The organism is Pontibacter coccineus, from assembly GCF_030546575.1.
Taxonomy (GTDB): Bacteria; Bacteroidota; Bacteroidia; order Cytophagales; family Hymenobacteraceae; genus Pontibacter; species Pontibacter coccineus.
In genome coordinates, this window is the sequence record NZ_JAUOTN010000006.1 from 120,077 (window position 1) to 144,458 (window position 24,382).

17 protein-coding genes are annotated in these 24,382 nt (G+C 50.5%); 8 read left to right on the plus strand and 9 right to left on the minus strand.

Annotated elements, in window-relative coordinates; genetic code table 11:
• The first annotated feature begins 6 nt into the window (after window positions 1-6).
• The 5 genes from Q4E40_RS14850 to Q4E40_RS14870 all read left to right on the plus strand — a co-directional run bounded on the left by Q4E40_RS14850 (window position 7) and on the right by Q4E40_RS14870 (window position 5,036).
• On the plus strand, window positions 7-915 hold the full coding sequence (locus tag Q4E40_RS14850; protein WP_303413262.1) for a universal stress protein: 909 nt from the start codon (window positions 7-9) through the stop codon (window positions 913-915).
• Window positions 916-928: 13 nt separating this feature from the next.
• Window positions 929-1,303 (plus strand): Crp/Fnr family transcriptional regulator, encoded by a 375-nt coding sequence (locus tag Q4E40_RS14855; RefSeq protein ID WP_303413263.1) that lies wholly within the window; start codon window positions 929-931, stop codon window positions 1,301-1,303.
• 116 nt (window positions 1,304-1,419) lie between these two features.
• Entirely contained in the window at window positions 1,420-2,769 is a 1,350-nt protein-coding gene (locus tag Q4E40_RS14860) for a DUF2254 domain-containing protein (RefSeq protein WP_303413264.1), read from the plus strand.
• 42 nt (window positions 2,770-2,811) lie between these two features.
• Entirely contained in the window at window positions 2,812-4,200 is a 1,389-nt protein-coding gene (locus Q4E40_RS14865; RefSeq protein ID WP_303413265.1) for a TIGR00341 family protein, read from the plus strand.
• An 8-nt stretch (window positions 4,201-4,208) separates the two neighbouring features.
• The gene (locus tag Q4E40_RS14870) at window positions 4,209-5,036 is read left to right on the plus strand and encodes an ion transporter (protein ID WP_303413267.1); all 828 of its coding nucleotides are present in this window, start codon (window positions 4,209-4,211) and stop codon (window positions 5,034-5,036) included.
• Between the two features lie 21 nt (window positions 5,037-5,057).
• Here Q4E40_RS14870 and alr read toward each other — a convergent pair whose 3' ends face one another.
• The 3 genes from alr to Q4E40_RS14885 form a co-directional block, all read right to left on the minus strand.
• The gene (alr, locus tag Q4E40_RS14875) at window positions 5,058-6,209 is read right to left on the minus strand and encodes an alanine racemase (RefSeq protein ID WP_303413268.1); all 1,152 of its coding nucleotides are present in this window, start codon (window positions 6,207-6,209) and stop codon (window positions 5,058-5,060) included.
• 7 nt (window positions 6,210-6,216) lie between these two features.
• Window positions 6,217-7,398, minus strand: coding sequence for an amidohydrolase (locus Q4E40_RS14880; protein ID WP_303413269.1), 1,182 nt, complete (start codon window positions 7,396-7,398; stop codon window positions 6,217-6,219).
• Between the two features lie 114 nt (window positions 7,399-7,512).
• Entirely contained in the window at window positions 7,513-11,475 is a 3,963-nt protein-coding gene (locus Q4E40_RS14885) for a PAS domain S-box protein (RefSeq protein ID WP_303413270.1), read from the minus strand.
• Window positions 11,476-11,959: 484 nt separating this feature from the next.
• Here Q4E40_RS14885 and Q4E40_RS14890 point away from each other — a divergent pair, with 484 nt between their 5' ends.
• Window positions 11,960-14,152 (plus strand): PAS domain-containing sensor histidine kinase, encoded by a 2,193-nt coding sequence (locus Q4E40_RS14890; protein ID WP_303413271.1) that lies wholly within the window; start codon window positions 11,960-11,962, stop codon window positions 14,150-14,152.
• 346 nt (window positions 14,153-14,498) lie between these two features.
• Here the strand turns inward: Q4E40_RS14890 and Q4E40_RS14895 are convergent, their stop codons facing one another.
• The 3 genes from Q4E40_RS14895 to Q4E40_RS14905 form a co-directional block, all read right to left on the minus strand.
• The gene (locus Q4E40_RS14895) at window positions 14,499-15,857 is read right to left on the minus strand and encodes a sigma-54-dependent transcriptional regulator (RefSeq protein WP_303413272.1); all 1,359 of its coding nucleotides are present in this window, start codon (window positions 15,855-15,857) and stop codon (window positions 14,499-14,501) included.
• Between the two features lie 430 nt (window positions 15,858-16,287).
• A complete protein-coding gene (locus tag Q4E40_RS14900; RefSeq protein WP_303413274.1) occupies window positions 16,288-17,130 on the minus strand; it encodes a DUF1206 domain-containing protein in 843 nt (280 codons plus the stop codon).
• Window positions 17,131-17,190: 60 nt separating this feature from the next.
• The gene (locus Q4E40_RS14905) at window positions 17,191-18,480 is read right to left on the minus strand and encodes an acetyl-CoA hydrolase/transferase family protein (protein WP_303413276.1); all 1,290 of its coding nucleotides are present in this window, start codon (window positions 18,478-18,480) and stop codon (window positions 17,191-17,193) included.
• Between the two features lie 228 nt (window positions 18,481-18,708).
• On the opposite strand from Q4E40_RS14905, the gene Q4E40_RS14910 reads away from it, so the two are divergent.
• Complete coding sequence (locus tag Q4E40_RS14910) at window positions 18,709-19,317, plus strand: DUF4136 domain-containing protein (protein WP_303413277.1); 609 nt, start codon at window positions 18,709-18,711, stop codon at window positions 19,315-19,317.
• A gap of 37 nt (window positions 19,318-19,354) precedes the next feature.
• On the opposite strand, the gene Q4E40_RS14915 is transcribed toward Q4E40_RS14910, so the two are convergent.
• A complete protein-coding gene (locus tag Q4E40_RS14915) occupies window positions 19,355-21,349 on the minus strand; it encodes a monovalent cation:proton antiporter family protein (RefSeq protein ID WP_303413280.1) in 1,995 nt (664 codons plus the stop codon).
• A 220-nt stretch (window positions 21,350-21,569) separates the two neighbouring features.
• Between Q4E40_RS14915 and Q4E40_RS14920 the strand changes: the two genes are divergently transcribed.
• Complete coding sequence (locus Q4E40_RS14920; protein ID WP_303413281.1) at window positions 21,570-22,364, plus strand: thymidylate synthase; 795 nt, start codon at window positions 21,570-21,572, stop codon at window positions 22,362-22,364.
• A 60-nt stretch (window positions 22,365-22,424) separates the two neighbouring features.
• Here Q4E40_RS14920 and Q4E40_RS14925 read toward each other — a convergent pair whose 3' ends face one another.
• Both Q4E40_RS14925 and Q4E40_RS14930 read right to left on the minus strand, forming a co-directional pair.
• Window positions 22,425-23,141, minus strand: coding sequence for a 3-ketoacyl-ACP reductase (locus Q4E40_RS14925; RefSeq protein WP_303413282.1), 717 nt, complete (start codon window positions 23,139-23,141; stop codon window positions 22,425-22,427).
• A 92-nt stretch (window positions 23,142-23,233) separates the two neighbouring features.
• Window positions 23,234-24,298, minus strand: coding sequence for a Gfo/Idh/MocA family oxidoreductase (locus Q4E40_RS14930; RefSeq protein ID WP_303413284.1), 1,065 nt, complete (start codon window positions 24,296-24,298; stop codon window positions 23,234-23,236).
• Window positions 24,299-24,382: the final 84 nt, after the last annotated feature.

Consider the following 24,382-nt stretch of genomic DNA (forward strand, 5'->3'; position numbering starts at 1 on the left):
ACTACTATGACGACGCTATCGCAGACTAAGCGCATCCTGGTTCCGCTGGACCTGAACGAAACGGGGGAAGACCTGTTGTATTATGCCGGGCAGCTGGCGCATGCGCTGGGGGCGGAGCTATACCTGTTCCATGCCTGCAAAACGGCCGACATGACCTTTACACAGCAAAGCAGCTGTATTCAAAAGTTACGGTCGTTTGCCGAGCGTGTGTTTAGCCGGGAATTCCAGGCTGACAAGGTTGCAGCACCTTTCGACTGCGTGGTGCGCCCGGGGCAGATTAGAGACAGCATACAGTCCGTCGTGCAGGATTATCAGATTGATCTTGTGCTGATGGATGCGGGCGCACGTGCCAACACGGGCCTTACGGGCGAAGCGGCAGAACTTACCGCAGCCATTATGGAGCTCGTTTCCTGCCCGGTGATGGTGCTGCCAGCCAAGGTGAGGTATAAAAGACTAAAGAACCTGGTGTTTGCAACTGACTTTACGGATCAGGACCAACGGGTGCTCTTCCGTATAGCAGACCTGGCGCAGCAGCTAAAAGCTAAACTGATTCTGGTGCAGGTATACGGCGAAGAGGAGCGATCCGAATTGTGTACTTACAAGTCTGCCATGCTGGAACTTGAGCGGCAGCTGAAAGGACGGAAAGTCGCCTTCAGGCTGTTGGAAGAAGAAGATATACTGGAAGGCGTCAGTGAGTTTTCAGAGGACGCTTCGGCAGATATGCTCATACTGGCCACGCAAGACAACTACCTGATGGAGCGGCTCTTTAGCACGAACTACATGAAAACCATGGCATTCCATACCCGCATACCGCTGCTGACCTACCGGCAGTACAAGAAAAAACCATGCTCCGGCTGCTGTGCAAACTGCAAAAGCAAACAGGAGCAGCTGCAACTGCAAGCCACCATCCAGTAAACACCTTAAAGATATGGCAGTAAGGGATTTCATAAGCAGGGGGATCGTTGAAGGAGAGTCGGAGACCCTGGAGCGTGGCAATAGCATTTTCAGGCAGGGGGAAGATGTTCACTTTTTCTATCTGGTCACGAAAGGCACTGTGGCACTGGCCGACCATACCATGGGCATAGATGAACAGGTTGTTGCCCCACCTGATTTTCTACTCGGCATCACTGACCTGCTTCATGATACCTATAGCTTCACAGCCTATACCCTGGAGCATACGGAACTGATCCGGATAAAAAAGGTCGCGATACAAAAAGCGTTGCAGGAAAACCCGATGTTGCGACTATACCTGCTCAAAATGATGAGCTGGGAAGCAAGCCTCACCAAGACAGCTTTCGAATAATCCAGGCACTTACTTTATTTTCAAGAGCCGGCAGCCTACAGTTGCCGGCTCTTTGTTTTACAACCTATACCTATAGCTGGCAGTAAACAGAAGCAGTCTGATCTCGCCACAACTCTATGAAGAGAATCATAAGCCGGCTGAAGCTTGTCGTTCAGTTCATCTATACCAGCATCGGTTTTTACCCGACCCTGATCTCCCTGCTCTTTTTCGGTTTTGCCGCTTTTATGATCTACCTCGAAACACGAGGCATCAGCAAAGCCCTGGACGACGTGTTGCCCTTTGCGATTATCCGGCATGGCGAAACGGCCAACATGGTCCTGAGTTCGATTACAACAGGACTGTTCTCGCTGATCGTTTTCAGTTTTACCATGGTGATGCTGGTGCTCAACCAGGCTGGCGCTAACTTCTCGCCCCGGGTTATTCCGGGACTTATAACTTCCAAATCGAACCAGAAGGTACTGGGCTTTTTCCTGGGCACGCTGATCTATACCCTGGTGGTGATGGTGAACGTGCGCTCCGAACACTATGCCACCGAATTGCCGGGGGTGGCCGTGTTCCTGGCTATGTGCTTCACGATAATCTGCCTGGCCTTTTTTGTCTATTTCATTCACTCCATCTCTACTGCGATACAAATTGGCAACATTCTGGAGAGTATCTACAAACATACCCTGCACAAGTTGCGCAAAGAAATAGAGCAGGATGAAGGAAAAGAACTCTCCGCCATATTTGAAACAGGAAACTGGCAAAGCCTGGACAGCAGTCAGAGCGGTTACCTGCAAAAGGTAGAGCGGAATGCCATCGTTGAACTTTGCATGAAATATGACGTGGTGCTGGAGTTTTTGCAGCCTCTCGGACAATTTGTGATCAAGGGCCTGCCTTTTGCAAGGGTGACTGGTCAGCTGAAGGAGAAGGAGGCTTTTTGCGATGAGTTGAATTCGCTCGTGAGCTACTACCAGGAAGAAATAGCAGAAATGAATTACCGCTATGGATTTAAGCAGATCACAGAAAGCGCGGTCAAAGCGCTTAGTCCCGGCATAAACGACCCCGGCACCGCCTTTAAGGCAATAGATTACCTGACAGATCTCCTGATCGTTCGGATGCGGCTCACGGACGAGAAAATATTTCATGACAAGGAGAATGTGCTTCGCCTTCGTCTGGATGAGGTGAGCTACCAGGAACTCCTCAGTCAGTGTTTGGGTCCCATCAGGATCTATGGCAGGGAAGACCCTTTTATTTTGCTGCGTCTGCTGAACCTGCTCAAAAATCTGTGTCAGGCTACCGCAAATTCACATCCCCAAAGGCTGGAGCCGATCGCTTCGGAGGCCCGCATCATCATAGCAGATGCAGACGATACCCTGCATAATGTGGGGGACCGGGAGAAGATAAACCACATGATAGATGCCCTGAACAACACCAGCGTGCTGCCTCAAACACTGCCTAAACTCAGTATAAAATTGGGGACTTAAGCAGGGAAAAGTTATTTTTACAGGAATTGCAACTTCCTGTTTATGATTTTTAATTCGATAAAGAAAGCGCTGGACAGTGTGCTCAACATCATCCACGAAACCGATGAGCCCGGCACGATCCGTGAAATTTACGATAAGATCCCGGTGCGCGGCAACAACACCTGGATGCTGATCTGCTCTGCCATGTTGGCCTCCATTGGTCTGGACACTGGGTCCGGCGCCGTTATTATCGGTGCCATGCTTATCTCACCGCTCATGTCGCCCATTCTAGGGCTTGGGTTGGCGGTGGGCATCAACGACCGCGAAATGCTTTGGGCATCGGTTAAGAATCTATCCATTGCAGCCGCAGCCGGTCTCATCGTGAGTACATTTTACTTCATGATCACACCACTGGGCGAGCCTACCAACGAGCTGCTGGCACGTACCAAACCTACCTTGCTTGATGTGATGGTGGCTTTTTTTGGCGGTGTGGCCGGTATTGTTTCTATCTCGAGGTCCGATAAATCGAACGCTATACCTGGGGTAGCCATTGCCACTGCCCTGATGCCGCCGCTGTGTACAGCGGGCTACGGACTAGCTCTGGGCCGTTTCGACTTCTTCTTTGGAGGCTTTTATCTCTTTTTCATTAACGCCGTCTTTATCAGCCTGGCAACATTCCTGATCGTAAAGTACCTGAAGTTCGATACCAAGCATTACGTGGACAAAGCCACGGAACGCCGTGTGGCCCGTATCATGGCGGTCATGCTTTTCATCGTGGTGTCGCCGAGCGCCTACTTTCTTTACAATATTTACCAGAGCGTTCAGACCAAAAAGAAAATTGAGAACCTGATTGTGCGCGATTTCGCTAGCCGGAACAACGAGATCATTAAGTGGGAGGTGACCGATACCGATACGCTCAGCACGATCAAGATCTACAGCGTCGGAAATCCTGTGAACGACACCCTCATCACGCACTACAACACACTGCTGGCCAACAATTCGCTTGAAAAGCACAAGGTGAAATTGGTGCAGCTCGACGTGTCAGCCGAGGATGTGCGCCGCATGGCTTCCGATCTGACAAATAACCTGACGCAGGACTTTCTGAGAACGATTGAGATCCAGAAGCTGCAAAGCCAGCGGGCCGACAGCCTGATGCGGATGGCCAACTCTTACACACCCGTCAGTGCCAGCCGTGAACTCAAGCTCATCTTCCCGGAGATAGAAAAGGTGGAGGTAGGGGAGATCGTATCGGTCGCCGAAAACAAGGCAAAACTCGATACAGTAATGTTGGTGATGATCGGGTGGAAAAAGCCGAAGCCTGCCAATCCGGCTAAAAATACCAGTGCCGTATTTGTAGATCCGGCCAGGGTACCTGAATATGAACAACGTATAAAGCAGTATATGGCCAGCCGCTTTCGCCGCGATTCAGTGAGAGTTTCATCTTCCTTATAAACAGTAGTATGGTAAGTCAGAAAAATGACTCTTTGAAACGAAAACTCTACAGCATCATTTTTGAAGCTGAAACAACCGCTGGCAGGACATTTGACATTATCCTGCTGATCATAATTGTGGCCAGTGTCGTGGTGGTTTCGCTGGAGAGCGTTGTTTCGCTGAGGAGGGACCACCTGCAATTATTTCAAACACTAGAGTGGTCCTTTACTATCCTTTTTACAATAGAATATTTCGTTCGTATCTACAGTTCGCAAAAGCCTGTTAATTACATATTCTCCTTTTTCGGGATCATAGACTTTCTGGCTATTATTCCGACATACCTAAGCCTGTTCGTGATAGGTTCTCAATACCTCTTGGTGATCCGCGTTTTTCGCCTGCTGCGAATTGCCAGGGTATTCCGCCTCACCAGATTCGTTAATGAAGGCCAGGTTCTATCCAGAGCCTTGAATGCCAGCATTACCAAAATCACCGTATTTTTGGGCGTTGTGTTGATGATGGTGATCGTAGTAGGCACTTTGATGTATGTCATTGAGGGCAGAGAAAGCGGATATACCAGCATTCCCATCAGCATTTACTGGGCCATCGTGACGCTCACGACAGTGGGGTTTGGCGATATAACACCTGCTACCCCCCTGGGCCAGTTACTGGCCAGTTGCCTGATGATCATGGGCTATGGCATCATTGCGGTTCCCACCGGCATCGTATCAGTGGAGCTGTCCAGGGCTGATAAACTGGATGCCACGTCACGTGTCTGCCCGAATTGCCACAAGGAAGGGCACAGTTCCGACGCCAAATACTGCGATAACTGCGGCCATCTACTGAGAGGAAAAGCATAGTGTCGGATTGGGGAGTGGCCTTTAGTCGACGATAGTGCGGGGAATGTTCATCGGGAGTCTCGTCAGCAGTTCATAGTTTAGTTGCGTGCTCAGTTCGGCGAAGGAGGCTACGGTGATATGCTCATTGCCCTGTTTGCCAAGCAGCACCACCTCGTCTTTGAGTGCCACACCCGGTATACCTGTCACGTCTACCATCAGCACATTCATATTGACGATGCCCACCACCGGTGCTTTGTGCGACCTGATCAGCACCTGGCCCTGGTTGCTCAGGCTACGGCTATACCCCCAGGCGTAACCTACAGGTATAGCAGCGACCAGCATGTCGCAGCCAGCCTGAAAGCTTTTGCCATACCCTATAAATTCACCTGCCTTTACAAGCTTCAGGCTCATCACGTGGCTTTTCCAGTTGATCAGCCGCTTCAAAGGATCTGCGCGATCGGTGCTTGCGCCCGTATAGCGCTGGTAAATCTCCGGGCTTGGCCAGAAGCCGTACTGCATGATTCCCACCCGTACCATATCCAGGTGTGTTTCAGGATACGCCATAACGGCTGCCGAGCAGGCCGTGTGCAGCGTCTTGATCTTGAGTCCCTTTTGCCGGAGAAAGCGTACGGCTTGGTGGTACTGCTCTAATTGCTCCGTTACCCGATCATGGTTTTCGCTGCTCTCGGCACCTGCATAATGCGTGGAAACACCCACTACCTCAAATGCATCAGGTTGCTTCAGGATCATGTCAGCAGCTCGTTCTATTTCTTTGGTGTCGAGACCGATGCGGTTCATACCTGTCTCCAGATCAAGATGGATCCGGGCGGGCTTTTGTAAAGAGCGCGCAGCATTTGCCGCTTGCTCCAACCGATCGATCGAGAAAACATAGAACTCAATATCGTTAGTAATGGCCCATTTCAGTTCCTGTTCATCAATGTAGCCCATGACCATGATGGTGACCTTCTGTGGCAGCACCTGGTGCAGGCGGTAGGCTTCATCGGCACTGAAAACCGAGAAATGATCCACCCCACAGGTATAGGCCAGCTGCCCGAACTCCTCTATGCCATGCCCATAAGCGTTCCCTTTGATCACTGAAGAAAAACGGGTACCCGGTCTGAGCTGCGCTTTAATAAAGCGAATGTTATGTACTAAGGCTGAACGGCTTATTTCGATAGAGGAACTGTAAAACATGAAATGGCTAAGGATTTAGAATGGATTCCGCGATGCGATAGAACAAGGCGGCACCCACAGGTATAAGTTCGTCAGGAAAGTCATAATCGGCATGGTGTAACTGGGGTTGGTTTGTACCGGATCCTAGTCCAAACAGAGCGCCGCTATACCTGTTGGTTAAATGTCCGAAATCTTCTGACCAGCGTACCGGCTGTGCGGCCTGCTTTATATCCATACGCAGATACTGCGCCGCCTGCTCTATGCACTCCACCGCTTCTGCACTGTTGCGTGTAGCAGGAAACTCTTCCAACCATTCAAAATCATACCTTAATCCGTACTTGAGCGAAACCAGCTTAACAGCTTCAAGGGCAAGCGATTTCAACTGGTTCAGATCTTCCTGCTCAAAAGCCCGGAGTGTGGCCATCACCATCGCAAATCCCGGATTGGTTCCAAAAGCAACTTCCCCTAAACGGGCATGCACGACCGTGAGCAAGGTCAGGTCCTGAAAGCGTTGCTGATCCCGTACCAACGCATTAAAGGCCTGTATCAGTTCGCTCATACCTTCGCCTGGGTTCACCCCATTTTCAGGCTCTGCCGCATGCGACTCTTTTCCATATAGCTTTACTTGAAGCCCCACTGAAGCCGCGGCAAATATCTCAGGGCGCACCAGTACCTGACCCATCAGTAAGCCCGGCATGTTATGCAGCGCAAAGACATGCTCAATCGCTATTTTCTGGAAGGCCGGTGTATGGAGTACCGCCCAGGCGCCGGCGCCGGTTTCCTCTGCGGGCTGAAACAGCAATACCACACGGCCTTTCGCCAACGGGTGATGGTGCAGCATGCTGGCGAGCCCGGCTAAAGTAGCCATGTGTCCGTCGTGCCCACACTTATGACTGACACCTTTTTGCAGGGAGGTATAGGGCAGCTCGTTTTGCTCAACAATTGGGAGGGCATCCAACTCTGCACGGAACAGTACGGTTGGCCCGGCACTAGATTCTTTTCCATGGAAGATAGCCGCGAAGCCGGTGCCGCCTAACGCTGATACTATTTCATCAGGCTGATAACGCTGCAAAAAATTTTGAAGGGTATGACTTGTTTCATACTCCAGCCCGGAGAGTTCGGGATGCCGGTGCAAATGGTGGCGCAACGCGATGATCTCTTCCAGATCAGGTATAGAAACGGAGGAAAGGGTAGGGGACATAGGGTGCATACGCATAGCTGTTAGTAGGGCTTACGGTTTTTTGGCCAAAACTTTACAAAAAAGCCTGCCCTGCAACATCATCATGCTGGCAGGACAGGCTTTCAATTTATAAGTAGAAGTTAATTACAAGCTCATTTCGGCACAAATATCTTCCACAACCTGCAGCAACACTTGCCCTAGTTTATGTACGCCATTGCGTACCTCAGCCAGGTTGGTCTCCTGTTTGGCATTCAACTCCACAAAGCGCACCACTTCTTTCAGGGACTCAATCTTCATGGTGTCGATGGTGGACTTTACCTTATGCGCCAGTGCGCTCACCATCTTCCAGTCTTCCAGCTCCATGGCCTTCTGCATTTCCCGCACGGTAACAGGTATGGTATCAGCAAAAAGCTGGCGTGCACGGTTCATAAAGGCCACATTGTTATGCGACATCTTCTGAATGACCTCCATGCTATAAAGCGGGACAGCATTTTCTTTCTCCTCTTTGGCGTAATGGGCCGTATTCCTGTTTCCTTTCCCACCTTCGTTTTGCTTTTTAGGCAACAGGTTGGAGATTTTAGTATATAGTACCTCCGCTTCAAAAGGCTTCGAGAGGTAATCACTCATACCTGCGCTCAGGTATTTTTCAGCATCCCCCTTCAGGGCATTGGCGGTCAGGGCGATGATCGGGACAGCAGCCTTTACCTGGTCGCTCAGAGACCGGATCTGCATCGTCGCATCAATACCGCTCAGTTCCGGCATCTGGATGTCCATCAACACGATATCGTAGTCGGAATGCTTCACCATATCGACAGCTTCAAGGCCATTGTAGGCCACGTCCAGCCGAAAGCCCCATTCCTCCATGATCGCCTGCGCCAGGAAGACGTTTACTTCATTGTCCTCCGCCAGCAGCACCTTCACGGCACCCAGGCTGCTAAAGTCGATGGCGACGGCTTCCTTTTCCTCCAGTTGCCCCTCTTCGCTTTTGGGGTAGGTGATCATAAAGCGGAAAATACTACCACCCTCCGGATTGTCTTCTACCCAGATATCGCCGCCCTGCCGCTCGACCAGGTTTTTGCAGATGCTGAGTCCGAGTCCGGTGCCTCCATACTTGCGCGTAATGCTGGAGTAAGCCTGCGTAAAGCCTTCGAAAATCAGTTCTTTTTTATCAGCCGGCACGCCTATACCTGTATCAACTACCGAAATCTCCATGGTGAGGGTAGCAGGCGTTTCTTCCAGTGTTCTGGCATGCAGGGTAACGCTTCCTTCCTCTGTGAACTTGATGGCGTTGTTCAACAGGTTAAGCAGGATTTGGTTCAGGCGGAACGGATCGCCTTGCAGCAAGGTATGCGGAAGGTCCAGTTCGCCAAGCCGTAGGGCAATTTCTTTTTCTTCTGCCTTGTACTTCAGTGTCTGATAGGCCGTCTGCACCGTCTCTTCAATCCTGAATGGAATGGATTCGAGCTCCAGTTTGCCGGCTTCGATCTTAGCCACGTCCAGAATATCGTTGATGACCACCAGCAGGTTGTCAGCCGACTGGTTAATGATCTTGAGGTAATTGAGTTGCGTTTCGTCCAATTGGGTTTTGTGCAGCAGGCCACTCATGCCAAGTATACCGTTGAGCGGGGTCCTGATCTCGTGGCTCATGTTGGCCAGGAAATTTTCTTTCACACGGGCCGATTCTTCTGCCGCCTCTTTCGCATTTTTGAGCTCATGCTCGGTTTGGATGCGGTCAGTCACATCCTGCGCAAAACCGATCACATAAGGCTCCTGCCCATCCTCCCTTACCTTGTAATTCTGATAACTGAGGAAGCGCTCTTCCTTGTCCTTGCGCAACACGCTCAGTATACCTTTGACCACCGTCTGGTTCTCAAATTGCTTCAAGTAATCCGGGAAATTCTGACGGTGCAGCAGCGGAAAAAACTGCTTCATTGACTTGCCCAGAATCTCCTCTTCTCTATAGCCCAGCATTTCGACCAGGTAGGGGTTAACGGACAGGATAACACCCTGCAGATCGTGCGTACACATGTAGGCCTGGCTGTACTGGATCAGGTCACGGTATTTTTTTTCACTCTTCCTGAGCGCTTCATCCGCCAGGCGACGCTCGCTGATATCACGCGAGGAGGACTGGAACTTAACTACGTTGCCGGAACTGTCTATGATCGGCTTGATGCTGGTCTCCACCCAGATGTAATAGCCGTCGCGGTGTTTTTGGCGGTGCTGCACGGTTGTATTGTTTCGCTGCTTCAGAGCTACCTGCTGGCCCATGATCTCTATCTTAGTGACATCATCCGGGTGTATGAAATCAGCGGCGAAGGCACCGATCAGCTCCTCCGGTTTGTAGCCGAGCATTTCTTCCACGGCATTCGACACATACGTGTAGCGGACCTCCGCATCGTAGAGACAAACCAGGTCGCGTGAGTTCTCTGACAGCAGCCTGTGCAGTTCCTCGCTTTCCTCCAGTCTTTTATTGGCGTTGTATTGCTCCGTCACGTTGTCAGAAATGCCAAGCACGTGCACTTCCCCACCTTTTGTGATCAGTGGCTTTTTAATGGTGTTGAACCACTCCACCCGGCCGTCGAGCAGGGTAAACTTTTCCTGCAAACGCAGTTCCTGACCTGTCTCAATTACTATCTGATCAATCCGGTTGAAGTGATGCAGTTCCTGCTCTACATCATGCAGATCACGGTTATTCTGCTCTATCACATCTTCTGGGGTAAGGCCGAACAAAGCTGCGAACTCCTGATTAGCCAATTTGAAGTTGCCCTCACCATCCTTCACGTAAATCAACGAAGGACTCGTATTGAGCACCAGTCTGATAAAGTCATTTTTCTCTTTTACTTCAAGGGCAGCCTTGCGCTCTTCGGTTACGTCGCGCACTATGGTGAGCACCTTTTCATCATTGTACTTCACGATACGTCCTTCGAAGTAGCGATCGTACAGTTCATAGTTTATAGAATGCAGTTGCCCGGTTGCCAGCACCTCTTGCAGCAGTTCGAATGTTTGCTCGCTAAGAGGAGCAGGCAATAGATCGGAGAGCGTTTTGCCGACTACATCGGCAGGAATTTCCAAATTGCCCTGCAGGTGCTCGTTGTGCATCTCCAGGTATACCCCTTGTTTGTCTATAATAAACATAAGGTCAGGTATGGCATCCAGAATAGCCCTGATTTTGGCTTCGCTGTTCCGTATCTCCTCCTGAGCGCGATGCAGATCGGTGATGTTGAGTCCATGCCCGATGATCAGCCTTACTTCACCCTGCTCGTCCAGCACCGGATTCAGTTTGCGGATATGGTAATTTTCGTTGCCCTGCTTGTCGACCAGCCTTTCCTCAAACGCCACCTGGCGGCGCTCATGCAAAGCCCTCAGCAGGTGCTTGCCTCGGCTTTCGATGCGGTGCAGCGGCACATTGCGGTAAGCGCAGTACTCCTCATTTGTTTTGTTGATGATCCACTCCCGCAGGTGGGGGGCCGACACGGCAATCGGGTTCACGAAAATGTATCGCAGCCTGCTGTCGTAAACGGCCACGTCGGAGGGAAGATTATTCAGGATGGCTTCGTAGAACTCCTTCTGCTCGGCAAGCTCCTGGTTTTTCTGATGCAGCCTGGTGATGTCTTCGGCTGACCCGATAATCTGACTTACTTTGCCATCGGCATTACGCCTGTAAACGGACTCTCGGCAGAATAGGACTCTGCTGGAGCCATCACTGGCCCGCACACTGTACGTAATTTCGCGTACTTCGCCATCCAGGGCACTGAGCATACCAGAGGAATGCTGCAGCAAAAGCGGCTTGTCCTCGTCATCCACAACGGACATGAAGAAGTGCCCATCCATTGCATCCAACTCCTGCTGCGAAAACCCAAGGATAGTCTTTATGCAGTTGTTAAGGTAGATGCTTTTGTTTTGGTCCAGGTCATAGATGTAGATGATGCTCGGCACCATGTGCATGACGTTTAGCACCAGCTCCGCCGTTGTATCAGACTGATTTGTACGGAGTAGCTGTAGCTCACAGGCAAATGAATCGGCCTTTACTTCGGCTTCCTGCCGTGCTTTTCTTTCTTTTTCGAGCTCCCGTTGCAGTGCCTGCAGCTCGTATGGAGTTTCCATCATGCAATCAATTAAATCCGGATAAAAAGGAAAGCGGATTTCCTTGCAAATTATCGCTTTTCTGTAAGGTAACAATCAATGTGGGAAGATAATTTAAAGGACTGCCTATTAATTTATTCCCCAAACGCTGCCTGATTGTAGACATGACCGTGACAGTCTAAAGATCATAATGAAAGCCTCTTTAAGTGTGCAAGCTGAGGGGATGATAGCATTTTTCTACAAAATACTCCCTGTGTTACGGCGTGCTAAAACTGGAAGAATGCTATACCTGTCTCCATCAGAGACAGCCGCTCCAAGTGGGTATTAGCCCGTCCTATTTCGGGTCAAAAGATTACAGACGTGTTTATGGAATGAACCGCTTATCAAAGCACGTCCTGAATATTGAATAAATCATACTTAATTACAATATTGTTTATTTCATATATTGAAAATTTGAGTATACTTTATATGCAGCAATGTCTGGTCTACCTCTACAACCCACCCGCCTATGAAATTCGCCCGCCTGAAGGAAAGATTTATCAGTTCGATCATGGATAACAGCGCAGAGTTGTTTTCTGTGATCGATGCCTCTGGCAACTACCAGTTTGTCGGCGGCTCTATTCGGAACCAGCTGGGCTACCACCCCGATGAGTTGGTCTCACGATCGGCGTTTGAGTACGTACACCCGGAAGACAGGACTTTGATTGAGGCGGCTATTGGGAGCGCACTCTTCAGAAGAACAACCCACCTGCCTAATTTTCGCTTCAGGCACCAGAACGGAAGCTGGCGCTGGCTGCAGTGCCGCATTACCAACATGGCAGATAACCCGGAGGTGAGAGGGTATATCACCAATTCCATTGACATAACAGAGCGGGTAGAAGTGGAGGGGCATCAGGTGCGTTGCCAGGCACACTACGAGTCGCTGTTCCACAATCACCCGGATGCGGTATTCGAACTGGACCGCGGTGGCTTTTTCACACTCTTCAATAAAAACTTCCCAAAGCTGACAGGCTATGCTCCGGAAGAGATTAAAGGAGCCCATTTCCGTGAGTTGGTGCTGGAAAAAGACCTCCCGATCGCCATGAATACTTTTATAAGAGCGCTGGAGGGAAGCCCCCACCAGGTGGAGCTGTCTTTTGTAAAACCCGACGGGGAGGCGGTATACCTGACCATAGCCATTGTACCGGTGGTGTTAGGAAACGACATTGTGAAGATTCAAGGTATAGCCCGCGACATCACGCTGCAGAAAAATTTAGAACGCTATGCGGATGCGCAAGCCAGGCAACTGCACCAGATCATGGAGCGTTTACCCCAGTCTTTTTACTCGCTCGACCGGGAGTGGCGCTATACCTATGTCAACAACTTTTACTGCCGGTACCTGGGCGTTTCTAAAAAAGAGTTGCTTGGCAAGAATATCTGGCACATGTTTCCGGGAGCGGTGAACACCGATTTTTACAAAACCTGCCTGCAGGTGGCACAGACAGGTATACCGGCCACCGCGGAAGCAAAGTCCCTTTACCAAAACGACACCACCATCCATTTGCAGATATACCCGACCGGCGAAGATATCTCTGTCCATTTTGTAGACATCACGGAAAAGAAAAAGGAGCAGGACCAGCTTGAAAAACTGTCCCTGGTTGCCAGCAAGACAAACACCTGTATCCTGATACAAAACAAGCTGGGGCAGATTGAATGGGTGAACGAAGCCTTTGAAAACGTGACAGGCTATACCTTGTGCGAGGTGGCACTCCGGAATCCGACGGAGTTGCTGACAGGGAAGGAGACCGACCCGAAGACAATGAACAGGATCCGGAAACGCGTCGCCGCCGGCAAGCCGTTCAGGGGTGAGGTACTCAATTACACGAAGGATGGCCGAGAGATCTGGTTTTACCTGGAGATCACCCCCGTCCATGCAGAGAACGGAGAACTCGTTAAGTTCATCTCGATCCGGACCGACATTACACAGCGAAAGGCCAGGGAACAAGAACTGGTAGAAGCGACCCGCGAACTATTCCGCCAAAACCACGACCTGCAGCACTTCAGCTATATGGTTTCGCACAACCTGCGGGCGCCGGCTGCCAACATCATGGGCCTCTCGAGCCTGATGACCCGGGTCGATAAAAAGGATGCGATGTATGATCAACTCGTACAGAAGATCAAACTATCAGCGCACAACCTCGACACGGTTATTCGCGACATGAACCATGTCCTCTCCGTGCGCGAACAGCATGAGGACCTGCAACGCGAGGAGGTATACCTGGCAAAGGTGGTGGAAGAAGCCATCGCCGTGATGGACTACAAACTCAACCGCCAGGAATGTCGTCTCCATATTGCGGTAGCCCCAGAAATCGTGCTGTGTTCCAACAAAGCATACCTGCTGGAAATATTCAAAAACCTGATCTCAAATGCCGTTAAGTTCAAACAGAAGGACAAGCCACTAGTGCTTAACATTGTCGCCAGTAAGGGAAAAAGAACCATAACGATCAAGGTAAGCGATAATGGCATAGGCATGGACATGCAACGTGTGGGGGAAGACCTGTTCAAAATATACAAGAGATTTCATGTAGGCTACCAAGGCAGGGGCATCGGACTATTTCTGGTCAAAACCTACCTCGACATACTCAAGGGAAAGATCAGTGTGACATCAGAACCAGATAAGGGCACCAGTTTTAAGATTCAGTTTGAAGTCGGGGCCCGGTAAAGTACACAATGGTGACGTCGGGGAGGCGTGATATACCTGATGACATCATCCGCTAGCGCATGAAGAACTCATCACCAATTCTGTATATGACAAAGGCTTCGGGATGAACCTGTTTGGCATTGATAGGGAATTGATTCAGATACAGCGAAGCCTTGCGGCCAAAGTGCGGAAGGAAACGGGCTCGGTCGCTGCTTCGTGAACCGGCAGGTCAGGCTGCTGGACAGTCAGCTAAAAGTCGAAAGCCGGGTAGACGAATTATCTACTTTTACAGTTACACTACCTATAAACTAGCTCGCCTTATACCTGCACAAATCTGTGTGAGACACTTAATAGCACCATCCTATACCTATTTAACCGTAAGTTCGTGGCTCTGGATCATCCGGTAGATCGTGGATTTGCCGATGTCTAGTTTGTCAGCTACTAGCAGCACGTTGTAATCATACCTGTCCAGGAACCGCTGAATGATGGCCGTGGTATACTCTTTAAGGCTGCGTTCTTCGGCCAGAAAATCCTTCTCGGTGTGACTGGCCGAAAAATTGATGTCCTGTTCCTGTATCATATCCTCATCCGCCAGCACGACGGCCAATTCTACCAGGGCTTTTAATTCGCGTACGTTACCCGGGAAAGCATAAGAGAGGAGTTTCTGCTGCGCCTCCGGTGACAATTGTTTGCGGCCAAGCCCGTTTTCCTTGGCGAAGGCATCAATGAAAAACTTGGCCAGTACCAGAATGTCGCTGCCCCTTTCGCGCAAAGGTGGCAATTGGATAGGCAAGCCCAACAGGCGGTAATACAAGTCCTCCCTGAACCGGCCTTTCTTCACTTCCTCCGCCAGGTTTTTGTGCGTGGCCACAATAATGCGCACGTCAACCGGCACCACCGAGTTGCCGCCAACCCGTGTAATCTCCTTTTCCTGGAGTACACGCAGCAGTTTGGATTGCAAGCTAATTTCCAGTTCGCCGATCTCGTCCAGAAAAATGGTGCCCTTGTTCGCTTCTTCAAACTTACCCAGTCGGCGTGATACGGCCCCCGTAAAAGCGCCCTTCTCGTGCCCAAACAGTTCGCTCTCAATCAGTTCTCGAGGTATAGCCGCCACGTTTACAGCCACATAAGGCGCCTTTTTACGTGTACTGTTATAATGTATCGCCTTGGCAACCAGTTCCTTACCCGTACCCGTCTCACCGTGTACTGATACCGTGATATTGGTTTTGGTAGCTTTATCCATCAGGTTGAACACCTTTCTGATGGCATCGCTGTTGCCAATGATCACTTTACCGAAATCGTACTTCTGTCCGATCTCTTCTTTCAGGTGGTCGATCTCTTCCCGCAACGACACGTTCTCCCGTATCTTATTGATGGTGTTCCAGAGGCGTTCCGGGGTGTCTTCGTCCTTTACGATATAGTCGTAAGCGCCCAGTTTGAGCAGGTCCACAGCCGTGGCCACATCTTCCTGACCTGAAATCACTACCACTTGCACATCCGGGCTCTGCTCTTTGATGCGTTTGAGTACCTCCGATCCGTTTTTGTCTGGCAATGAATAGTCAAGCGTCACCACATTGGGGCGCAGGTGCATGTTGGCAAGGCAATCGTTGGCTGAATGAAACTTACGGATCTCATAGTCCGGGTTCAGCGAGAGGTGGTACTCAAGCAGTTCGCTATACCAGATATCATCATCCAGGATAAATATTTTAAAAGAACCGTTTGTCATCAGGTGGTCGGGTAAATGCAATTTGAAGTCAAATATAACTGAAATGTTATATCCTGATAACAGATTCCTGGTCAATTTTGGTTTAACCGTACTGATAAATTAACATTTCAAAAGAATGTTATAATTCGCCATGGTTCAGTACTTTGCATGACGCAATGGTGCCTACCCGACCTAATGCAGCAATGTCTCTAATCAAGCGGTGAGTATCGAATAATTTACACAGCTACTCAGCATCAAATCTTGCACCGCAGGGCACTCTGTAACCGGGTTGATGATTACGACGAAATGGGTCGGTTCTGACAGGTATAGCCAGATATAAATTACTGGCTCGCACAGGAATATTTTAGTGCTGAATGCCGGGTCTAAGCTGTAACGTCAGTAGGAAATTACATGTTAAAGGTCCGATACCGAAAAAACGAAAAAGGGTTGGCTATACCTTCGCGCTGATCACCTCACACTTAGCCCGCACAAACATAAATACGCCGTAGCAAATCAACCCCAGGGCTAGTATTCCCAGCAGGTAGGAGCCATAAGATGCCTCCTCTAAGAATTGGAAGGCCTCCGAACTACTGCCCGCCTCACGGGAATTGGAAGTCAGGGCGGCACGTAAGAGCAAATAGCCAATGATCAGCCAGACTACGCCGCGGGCAATGTAGCCCACCAGTCCGGCGCGTACGAGCGAAGTTCTTAGCTCTGGTTTCAGCTGCTGCGCCTGCACTTTGCTCATGTACTTACCGGAATAGGCGCGGTAAAACTGGTAAATCCCCATGATCATCGTGCCAACTGCCACAGCTCCCAGCAGCCACTGCCCAAAAGGCTGTGACAGCAACTCACGGGCCAGCGATTGACGTGAATCACCATTGCCTCCGCCACCGTTGCCCAATAGCAACTGGGCGGCTGTAAAAGCAAGCACACCATAAACAGCACCGCTAAATGCGTAGCCGATGCGCTTTCCTATACCTTTTGCGTCAGAGCCTTTCTCTTCTGTATCACGGAAGGCCTGGATAAAGCGCCACAAGGTATAGCACAGCATACCTGCCGCCACTATGGCCAGCAGTACTTTGCCATAGGGTTGCTCCAGGATGAACTGAAAAACACCGGTCTTGCCGGCCTCTTCTGTTGTCTGACCACCCAATTCGAAGGCCGCCATAAAGGCGAGCGCTCCAACCAGGCAGTACACGACTCCTTTAGCGATCAGACCAACGCGAGCGAATCGCACGACCCATTCCGGACGGGGGGTAGGTATACGGGAAGGTGAAATTGAAATATCCATAAGGCAAGTATAGTAACCTTCCCATACACGCAAACCTCTAACTAAGGTTTAGTATCGTAGCTATAAGTTTTTGAATCGCTTGAAGGCCTCTTCCTCCAGGCGGGCACGGTGGTCCGGGTGCGCGATCTCGATCAAGGCCTTTGCACGCTGCCGCAGGTTTTTCCCGTACAGGTAAGCCACACCATATTCCGTCACCACATAATGCACGTGCGCGCGCGTTGTCACCACACCTGCTCCCTGGTTGATGTAGGGCGTGATACGCGATATGCCTTTGTTCGTCACCGACGGCAGCGCAATGATCGGCTTCCCACCATCGGAGAGGGCCGCCCCGCGGATAAAGTCCATCTGGCCGCCTATACCTGAAAACTGGTACGTACCGATGGAATCAGACACTACCTGGCCGGTGAGGTCAATCTCAATGGCGCTGTTGATGGCGGTCACTTTCGGGTTGGAGCGGATGACCGTCACATCATTCACATAGTCGGAGCTGAGCATCGTAATCAGTGGGTTGTCATCCACAAAGTCATAAAGCTCGCGGTTGCCCACGATAAAGCCCGTCGCAATACGGCCCCTGTGCTTCTTCTTGAACTCGTTGGTAATAACACCTTGCTCTACCAGCGGCAGCACCCCGTTAGAGAACATCTCGGTATGGATGCCCAGGCCTTTGTGGTTGGTCAGGCTTCGGAGCGTGGCGTCCGGTATACCGCCAATGCCCATTTGCAGGGTGGCGCCGTCTTCTACCATTTCGGCAATGTAGCGGCCTATGGTTTCCTCCGTCTGGGTGATGCGCGGACCATAGTCCACTTCCGGAAGCGGCTCGTTCACCTCTACCAGCGCATTAAAACGACGGATATTGATCAGGGCATCGCCGTGGGTGCGGGGCATCTGGGGGTTTACCTGCGCGATGACGTGCTTGGCACTAATAACCGCCTGGCGGGCAATATCCACAGAAACTCCCAGCGAGCAGAAACCGTGTCGGTCGGGTGGCGACACGTGCACAATGGCTACATCCAGCGGCATGATGCCGGAGCGAAACAGGTTCGGAATTTCGCTCAGGAAAATGGGCACATAGTCGCCGCGGCCGCTGTTAACCGCCTCCCGCACGTTAGCAGATACGAAAAGAGAATTGATATAAAAAGCGTCGCTGCAGCGTTCATCGGCGCAGGGCATGTCGCCAAAAGTGGAGATACTCACCAGCTCCACATTTCGAAGCTCATCAGCACGCTCAGCCAGTTTATGCATTAGATACTGTGGTGTGGCGGCACTGCCATGCACAAACACACGATCTCCTGATTTGATAGCAGAAAGGGCTTCTTCGGCTGAAGTGTACTTCAATTGGGCTTGATTCATGGTTTCTTTGTTTTTGAGTGTAAGCTTTGGGCGTATCGCTTAACTTACGGCTTGCCAGACACTCGGTTTGAAATGCCTCCAAAATCGGGACGGCCTATTTATTTATTTGCAAAAGAATATATAAATTTGACAGCAAGCGATGATAAATGTCACCCTTAAAAATAAGCACGCGTAAGGAGGGGAGGGGAGAAGCCCTTTACCTCCACCGGCCACACACCCACACCAACTATGAAAAGCTTTAAAAATCAACTGTCTTCGGCGCTATACCTCTTTCTGTGCGCAATTCTTCTCAGCTCATGCGTAGCCACTTCCGGCATCGACCACACCAACACGATCAGCTCATCAGAAGGCGTTCTGGCTAAAAAAACGACCTATGCCTGGTACCAGCCCACACCGGCTACGCAGCCTGCTTACGGAACCGACTTTGACGCCAGCCTGCACAAGCACTTGCTGAAAGCGATAGAGGAAGAACTGGAGCGCAAGGGCTACACCAAAACCACCGTGAACCCGGATATGCTGGTAGCCTATGATGTGAGCGTGTCGGTGCCGGACGCCATGGATAAACCGGAACTGTATGGTCCTGGTTTCGGGTATAGCTACGCCTATATGAGTGGCTACAGGTATAAGTATAGCAACGCAGAGCTACCTGGTTACCGTGCCGTGGACCTTTTCAAGCAGGGGACGCTGATTTTAGACGTCATCGATCCGAAAACCAAGCAGCTGCTCTGGCGCGGCTGGACCGAAGGGGCGATCAAAGACTTTGGTGCAGGCTATGGCACCGTGAAAAGCCAGGTGCAGCGGATCGTAAACCGTATGCCGGCCAGCGTTCAGCCTTAAACAGAAAACCCCGCCATGAACGCGGGGTTTCTTATACCTAATCTGCCCTTACAACATTATGAAAGCGCATCACGTCGGCAGGCTTTCCAACCACATAGATGACGTCTCCCCGTTTTAGTCTGGTCTGAGCATTGATCTCTAACAATGTATCGCCATCTCGCTTTATACCTACCACTGTAATGCCGAAGCGATTCCGCACATCGGTTTCTATCAGCGTTTTACCGATCAGCGTGTCGTCTTTGGTAAAGATCCGCAGGCTGGCCACCTCAATATCAGGCAGCTCCTGCGAAAAATTGCCGCCATTGGTTTTGCTGCCTCCCATGCTGCGGAGCATTTCATAGTTGTCGGCCCGGATACTGTTAGTAAAATTATCGATTTCGTCGCGTGGCATCAGGTACTTGGAAAGCACGCGCGTGAAAATCTCGATCGAAGTTTCAAACTCCTCAGGTACAACCTCATCGGCTCCCAGCCGGTAGTTCTCTTCCATTTCCTGCACAAAGCGGGTCCTGACGATAATGTGTACTTTAGTGCTGACTTCTCTAATACTGGAGACAATTCGCCTGGTCGCTTCAGGGTCTGATATGGCGATCACCGCAACCCGTGCCTTGTGTATGTTGACGTGTGACAAAATAACGCCATGCACTGCATCGCCATAAAGGATAGGCTCTCCATGAAGGCGCTCTACTTTTACAGTGACGGCATTGAGTTCCACAATCACATAGGGTATGCTGGCGTGTCGGGCCGCTTTGGCCACATTCCGACCGTTTATACCATAGCCGATGATCACGATATGGTCCTCCAGATGATGCATCTCGTCTGCAAATTCAGGGATGGCAGGCGCATTGGGCAGCTGGTTGTTTGCAGGCACCCAACGGGCGCTCAGTTTATTGGCAATGGTGTGAAATGAGTTAATCACAAAAGGGGTGATGGCCATCGTGAGCAACGAAACGGAGAGGAAATACTGGTAAACCTCCAGCGAAAGCAGCCCATTCTTGCTTCCTGTCTTTGAGAGAATGAACGCAAACTCACCAACCTGAAAGAGCGAAAGCCCCACCAGAATGGAGGTACGCAATGGGTACTGCAAAATTCGGGCTGCCATGGCGGCTATCAACCCTTTCAAGATGAAAGTACAGAATGTCAGCAGCAGAATCAGAGGCAAGTGCTGCAGCATAAAACCGAAGTCGAGCAGCATACCGATCGACACAAAAAAGAAACTGGTGAAAATTTCCCGGAAGGGAAGGATGTTGCTGGTAGCCTGGTGGCTGTACTCCGACTCTGAAATTATAAGACCGGCCAGAAAAGCACCCAAAGCAAGAGACAAACCAAGGCTCTGCGTCATCCAGGCTACTGCAAAACAGATCACGACGATGCTGAGAATGAAAAGCTCTTTGCTCTTGGTTTGAGCCACTACAAACAAGAGTCTAGGTACTAGATAGCGGGCGCTGATCAAAACAAACACAATCACAAAAGCCCCTTTTAGCACCATTAGCAGCAACTCCACCACGATATTTTCTGAGCCGACTGCCATCAGCGGGGCTACCAACATCATGGGCACAACGATAATATCCTGGAAGATCAGAATGCCCAGCACCACCTTCCCGTGCGGACTGTTGATCTCGCCTTTGTCCTGCAAGAGCTTAAGTACAATGGCTGTACTACTCAACGCAAACAGGAACCCGACGAAGAAACCCTCCGCTGCCGAGAAATTAAACATCATCAGGACCAGGCCTACGAGCAGGATCGTGACCAGTACCTGGGTAGCACCTCCTAAAAGTATCGTTCGTTTGATCAGCGCAAGGTTACGCAGCGAAAACTCCATCCCGATAATGAATAGGAGAAGGATGACACCAATCTCGGCCAGTATCTCAATGTCGTGTACGTCTGCGCTCACGTTGAGCCCATGCGGACCGGCGATCATACCTGTCATTAGGAAACCCAGAATGGTAGGTAGTCTGAAACGCTGAAAGAGCAAAATCACGACAACGGCCAATCCCAGTATGATAACAACGTCAGAAAGTAGAGGGATTTCCATTCGATTTTAATTAGACACAGGTCCTTTTTTGTATTCGTGTTTCAGTCCGATCGGGTTGAAATCTGGAACAATTTAGTGAAGTATTAAAAGGAATATGTTATAAAATTGGAAGGAATGAGAGATTCGTGAAATGTTTTTATAAAACTGCCAGCAGGTTTTTAGCCGGATGATTTTTACGCTATATTTAGGGTCCGAAGAGACTAGAAAAGCAATATACCTTATGAAACAGTACCTGGACCTGATGCAGCACATCCTTGACAAGGGGGTGAGAAAAGAAGACCGTACCGGCACCGGTACCCTGAGCGTATTCGGACACCAGATGCGTTTCGACCTGTCCAAAGGCTTTCCGCTGGTGACGACCAAGAAGGTGCACCTGAAATCCATCATCCACGAATTGCTTTGGTTCCTGAAAGGAGACACCAATATTTCCTACCTCAAAGAAAATGGGGTCACCATTTGGGATGAGTGGGCGGATGAGAACGGGAACCTGGGCCCGGTCTATGGTTCGCAATGGCGCAGCTGGCCTACGCCAGACGGTCGCCACATTGACCAGATCAGCCAGGTGGTGAACCAATTAAAGCGCAACCCTGATTCGCGCCGTATCATTGTGAGCGCCTGGAACGTGGCCGAGATCGAAAACATGAAGTTGCCGCCTTGCCACGCTTTCTACCAGTTTTATGTGGCCGAGGGTAAACTAAGCTGCCAGCTATACCAACGCTCAGCCGATGTGTTCCTGGGTGTGCCGTTTAATATCGCCTCATATGCCTTGCTAGTGCTGATGATGGCGCAGGTGACGGGCCTGGAGCCGGGTGAGTTTATCTGGACCGGTGGCGACACGCACCTATACCTCAACCACCTGGAGCAGGCACAGTTGCAGCTAACACGTGAACCCCATGCACTGCCCACCATGCGTCTGAACCCAGATGTAAAGGATATATTCGACTATACATACGAAGACTTTAAGCTGGAAAATTACGTTTCGCACCCGGGTATAAAAGCGCCTGTTGCGGTATAAGTTTTTCAGGTATGGCGCCTTAAAACAAAATGCCCGAAGCTTAACTTCGGGCATTTTTCGTTAGGGATTGGTTGACCAGATACCGGCTTCCTTGATGAAGACGCGGCGGTTTAGTTTGAGCTGCGCCACGATCAACTCGGCAAAGTCCTCCGGTTGCATCACGCGCTCCGGATTGCCATCGGTCAGCTTCAGATTGATGGCCATGTCGGTGGCCACGGTGCTTGGTGTAAGTGTGCTCACACGGATATTGTGCTTGCGCACTTCCTGCATCAGCGACTCTGACAGGCCAATAAGCGCAAATTTGGAAGCACTGTAAGCACTGGTAACCGCAGCGCCTCTTTGTCCCGCTGTGGAGGAGATGTTGACGATATCGCCTGTCTGACGCTCGATCATTTCCGGCAACACCGCGCGGGTTACATAGTACACGCCCATCAGGTTCACCCGGATGATGTTTTCCCACTCGGCCGGCTCCAGCTCCAGGAACTTGCCAAACTTACCTATTCCTGCGTTATTGATCAGGATATCAATCGGGCCGAGCTCAGCACCAATTTTCTTCACCGCTTCGTTCACTGAGTTTATATCCGTCACATCAGCCGGCGCAATCGCCGCTTTTACCCCAAGTGCTTTAAGTTCGGTAGCAACCTCTTCTAACTGTGATTTGGTGCGGGCCAGCAATCCTACGTTTACACCCTCTTTGGCCAGCGCGATCGCAATGGCTTTGCCTATTCCTTTTCCAGCACCCGTGATTAGGGCGCTTTTTCCTTTTAATGATTCCATGTTGTAAGCAAATAATGTTTGTAGCTACAAATATACAATAGAAACGTTTGAAAGTTTAACGCAATTAAAAGAGGGGAGACCAAAAGAAAAACTCAATGATAAGTTACTACCTTCTTTTCTTTGCTGCTTTGCATGGCCAGTTCTATCACCCGGATCGTGATTCGGGCCTGTTCCGGTTTTACCTCCAGCTCCGCTATACCTAAGACGGCGTCCCGCACATTTTCATAAAAACCGCGGTAGTCGCCCCGTTCGCTTTTAATTTTGCCGATGAGGTGCTGTCCGTTGATTTCTGTATCCAATTTGCCCCAGATCGCTTCCGGCTCAACGCCCCAGTCTGGCCCTACGGGGGAGAGACCTGCCTTGAGTGCCGCTTCCTGCACATCCAGGCCATATTTAACGAAAGAACCTTTGTCGCCACAAAGGTTAAAGCGGGGACCTGGCTGCTTCACGAGCATACCTGCTTTCAATATCGCCTTCAGTCCATTAGCATAAAAGAGGGTGAGGTCAAAGTTGTCGATGATTCGGCCGCCGCTACGCTGGGTGCGCAGGTCGGCGTAAACTTGCTGCGGCGTCCCAAATAGAACGAGTGCCTGGTCGATCAGATGCGCGCCCAGATCATAGAGTATCCCTGAACCCGGCAACTCTTCCTCTTTCCAGGTTTCCGCAGCAGGTATGGGGCGGAAGCGGTCAAAATGCACTTCGTACTCTACTAAGCGGCCGAGCATTTCATTCTCAAGCAGCTTCTTCACCGTTTTAAAATCACTGTCCCAGCGGCGGTTCTGGTAGACAGTCAGCAGCTTTCCTTTTGAACGGGCTAGTTCTATCAGTTCGCCAGCCTCAACAGAGGTGACTGTAAATGGCTTTTCAACGATCACATGCTTGCCGGCAAGTAGGGCTGCTTTGGCCAAGGTATAATGCGTGTCGTTGGTGGTGGCCACAATGACCAGGTCGATCTGATTGTCCTCCAAAATGCTGGCGGTATCAGACACAACTGCTGCCTCAGGGTATAGCTGTCGGGCAAAAGCAATGCTCTCGGGTCGATTTGCCTTTATTTTGTTGAGTCTCAAGCCCTCCACGGAAGATACGATCGGTGCGTGAAAGACCCGCCCGGCTGCGCCGAAGCCCAAAAGGCCGATGTTTATAATTTTGTTTGTCATTTCGGGTTCTTTACGGGAAATTATCATTGCGGCATTCATTTGTCTACGAAGGGCAAACCTATTTGCTGCACAACAATAAGGAAT

What these genes read in the sequence shown, in the direction of transcription:
- alr (WP_303413268.1), bottom strand. Translation starts at nt 6,209, where the DNA reads ATGTTTTACAGTTCCTCTATCGAAATAAGCCGTTCAGCCTTAGTACAT.
- Q4E40_RS14910 (WP_303413277.1), top strand. Translation starts at nt 18,709, where the DNA reads ATGAAAAGCTTTAAAAATCAACTGTCTTCGGCGCTATACCTCTTTCTG.
- Q4E40_RS14905 (WP_303413276.1), bottom strand. Translation starts at nt 18,480, where the DNA reads ATGAATCAAGCCCAATTGAAGTACACTTCAGCCGAAGAAGCCCTTTCT.
- Q4E40_RS14900 (WP_303413274.1), bottom strand. Translation starts at nt 17,130, where the DNA reads ATGGATATTTCAATTTCACCTTCCCGTATACCTACCCCCCGTCCGGAA.
- Q4E40_RS14855 (WP_303413263.1), top strand. Translation starts at nt 929, where the DNA reads ATGGCAGTAAGGGATTTCATAAGCAGGGGGATCGTTGAAGGAGAGTCG.
- Q4E40_RS14880 (WP_303413269.1), bottom strand. Translation starts at nt 7,398, where the DNA reads ATGCACCCTATGTCCCCTACCCTTTCCTCCGTTTCTATACCTGATCTG.
- Q4E40_RS14925 (WP_303413282.1), bottom strand. Translation starts at nt 23,141, where the DNA reads ATGGAATCATTAAAAGGAAAAAGCGCCCTAATCACGGGTGCTGGAAAA.
- Q4E40_RS14850 (WP_303413262.1), top strand. Translation starts at nt 7, where the DNA reads ATGACGACGCTATCGCAGACTAAGCGCATCCTGGTTCCGCTGGACCTG.
- Q4E40_RS14930 (WP_303413284.1), bottom strand. Translation starts at nt 24,298, where the DNA reads ATGACAAACAAAATTATAAACATCGGCCTTTTGGGCTTCGGCGCAGCC.
- Q4E40_RS14860 (WP_303413264.1), top strand. Translation starts at nt 1,420, where the DNA reads ATGAAGAGAATCATAAGCCGGCTGAAGCTTGTCGTTCAGTTCATCTAT.
- Q4E40_RS14915 (WP_303413280.1), bottom strand. Translation starts at nt 21,349, where the DNA reads ATGGAAATCCCTCTACTTTCTGACGTTGTTATCATACTGGGATTGGCC.
- Q4E40_RS14865 (WP_303413265.1), top strand. Translation starts at nt 2,812, where the DNA reads ATGATTTTTAATTCGATAAAGAAAGCGCTGGACAGTGTGCTCAACATC.
- Q4E40_RS14890 (WP_303413271.1), top strand. Translation starts at nt 11,960, where the DNA reads ATGAAATTCGCCCGCCTGAAGGAAAGATTTATCAGTTCGATCATGGAT.
- Q4E40_RS14885 (WP_303413270.1), bottom strand. Translation starts at nt 11,475, where the DNA reads ATGATGGAAACTCCATACGAGCTGCAGGCACTGCAACGGGAGCTCGAA.
- Q4E40_RS14870 (WP_303413267.1), top strand. Translation starts at nt 4,209, where the DNA reads ATGGTAAGTCAGAAAAATGACTCTTTGAAACGAAAACTCTACAGCATC.
- Q4E40_RS14895 (WP_303413272.1), bottom strand. Translation starts at nt 15,857, where the DNA reads ATGACAAACGGTTCTTTTAAAATATTTATCCTGGATGATGATATCTGG.
- Q4E40_RS14920 (WP_303413281.1), top strand. Translation starts at nt 21,570, where the DNA reads ATGAAACAGTACCTGGACCTGATGCAGCACATCCTTGACAAGGGGGTG.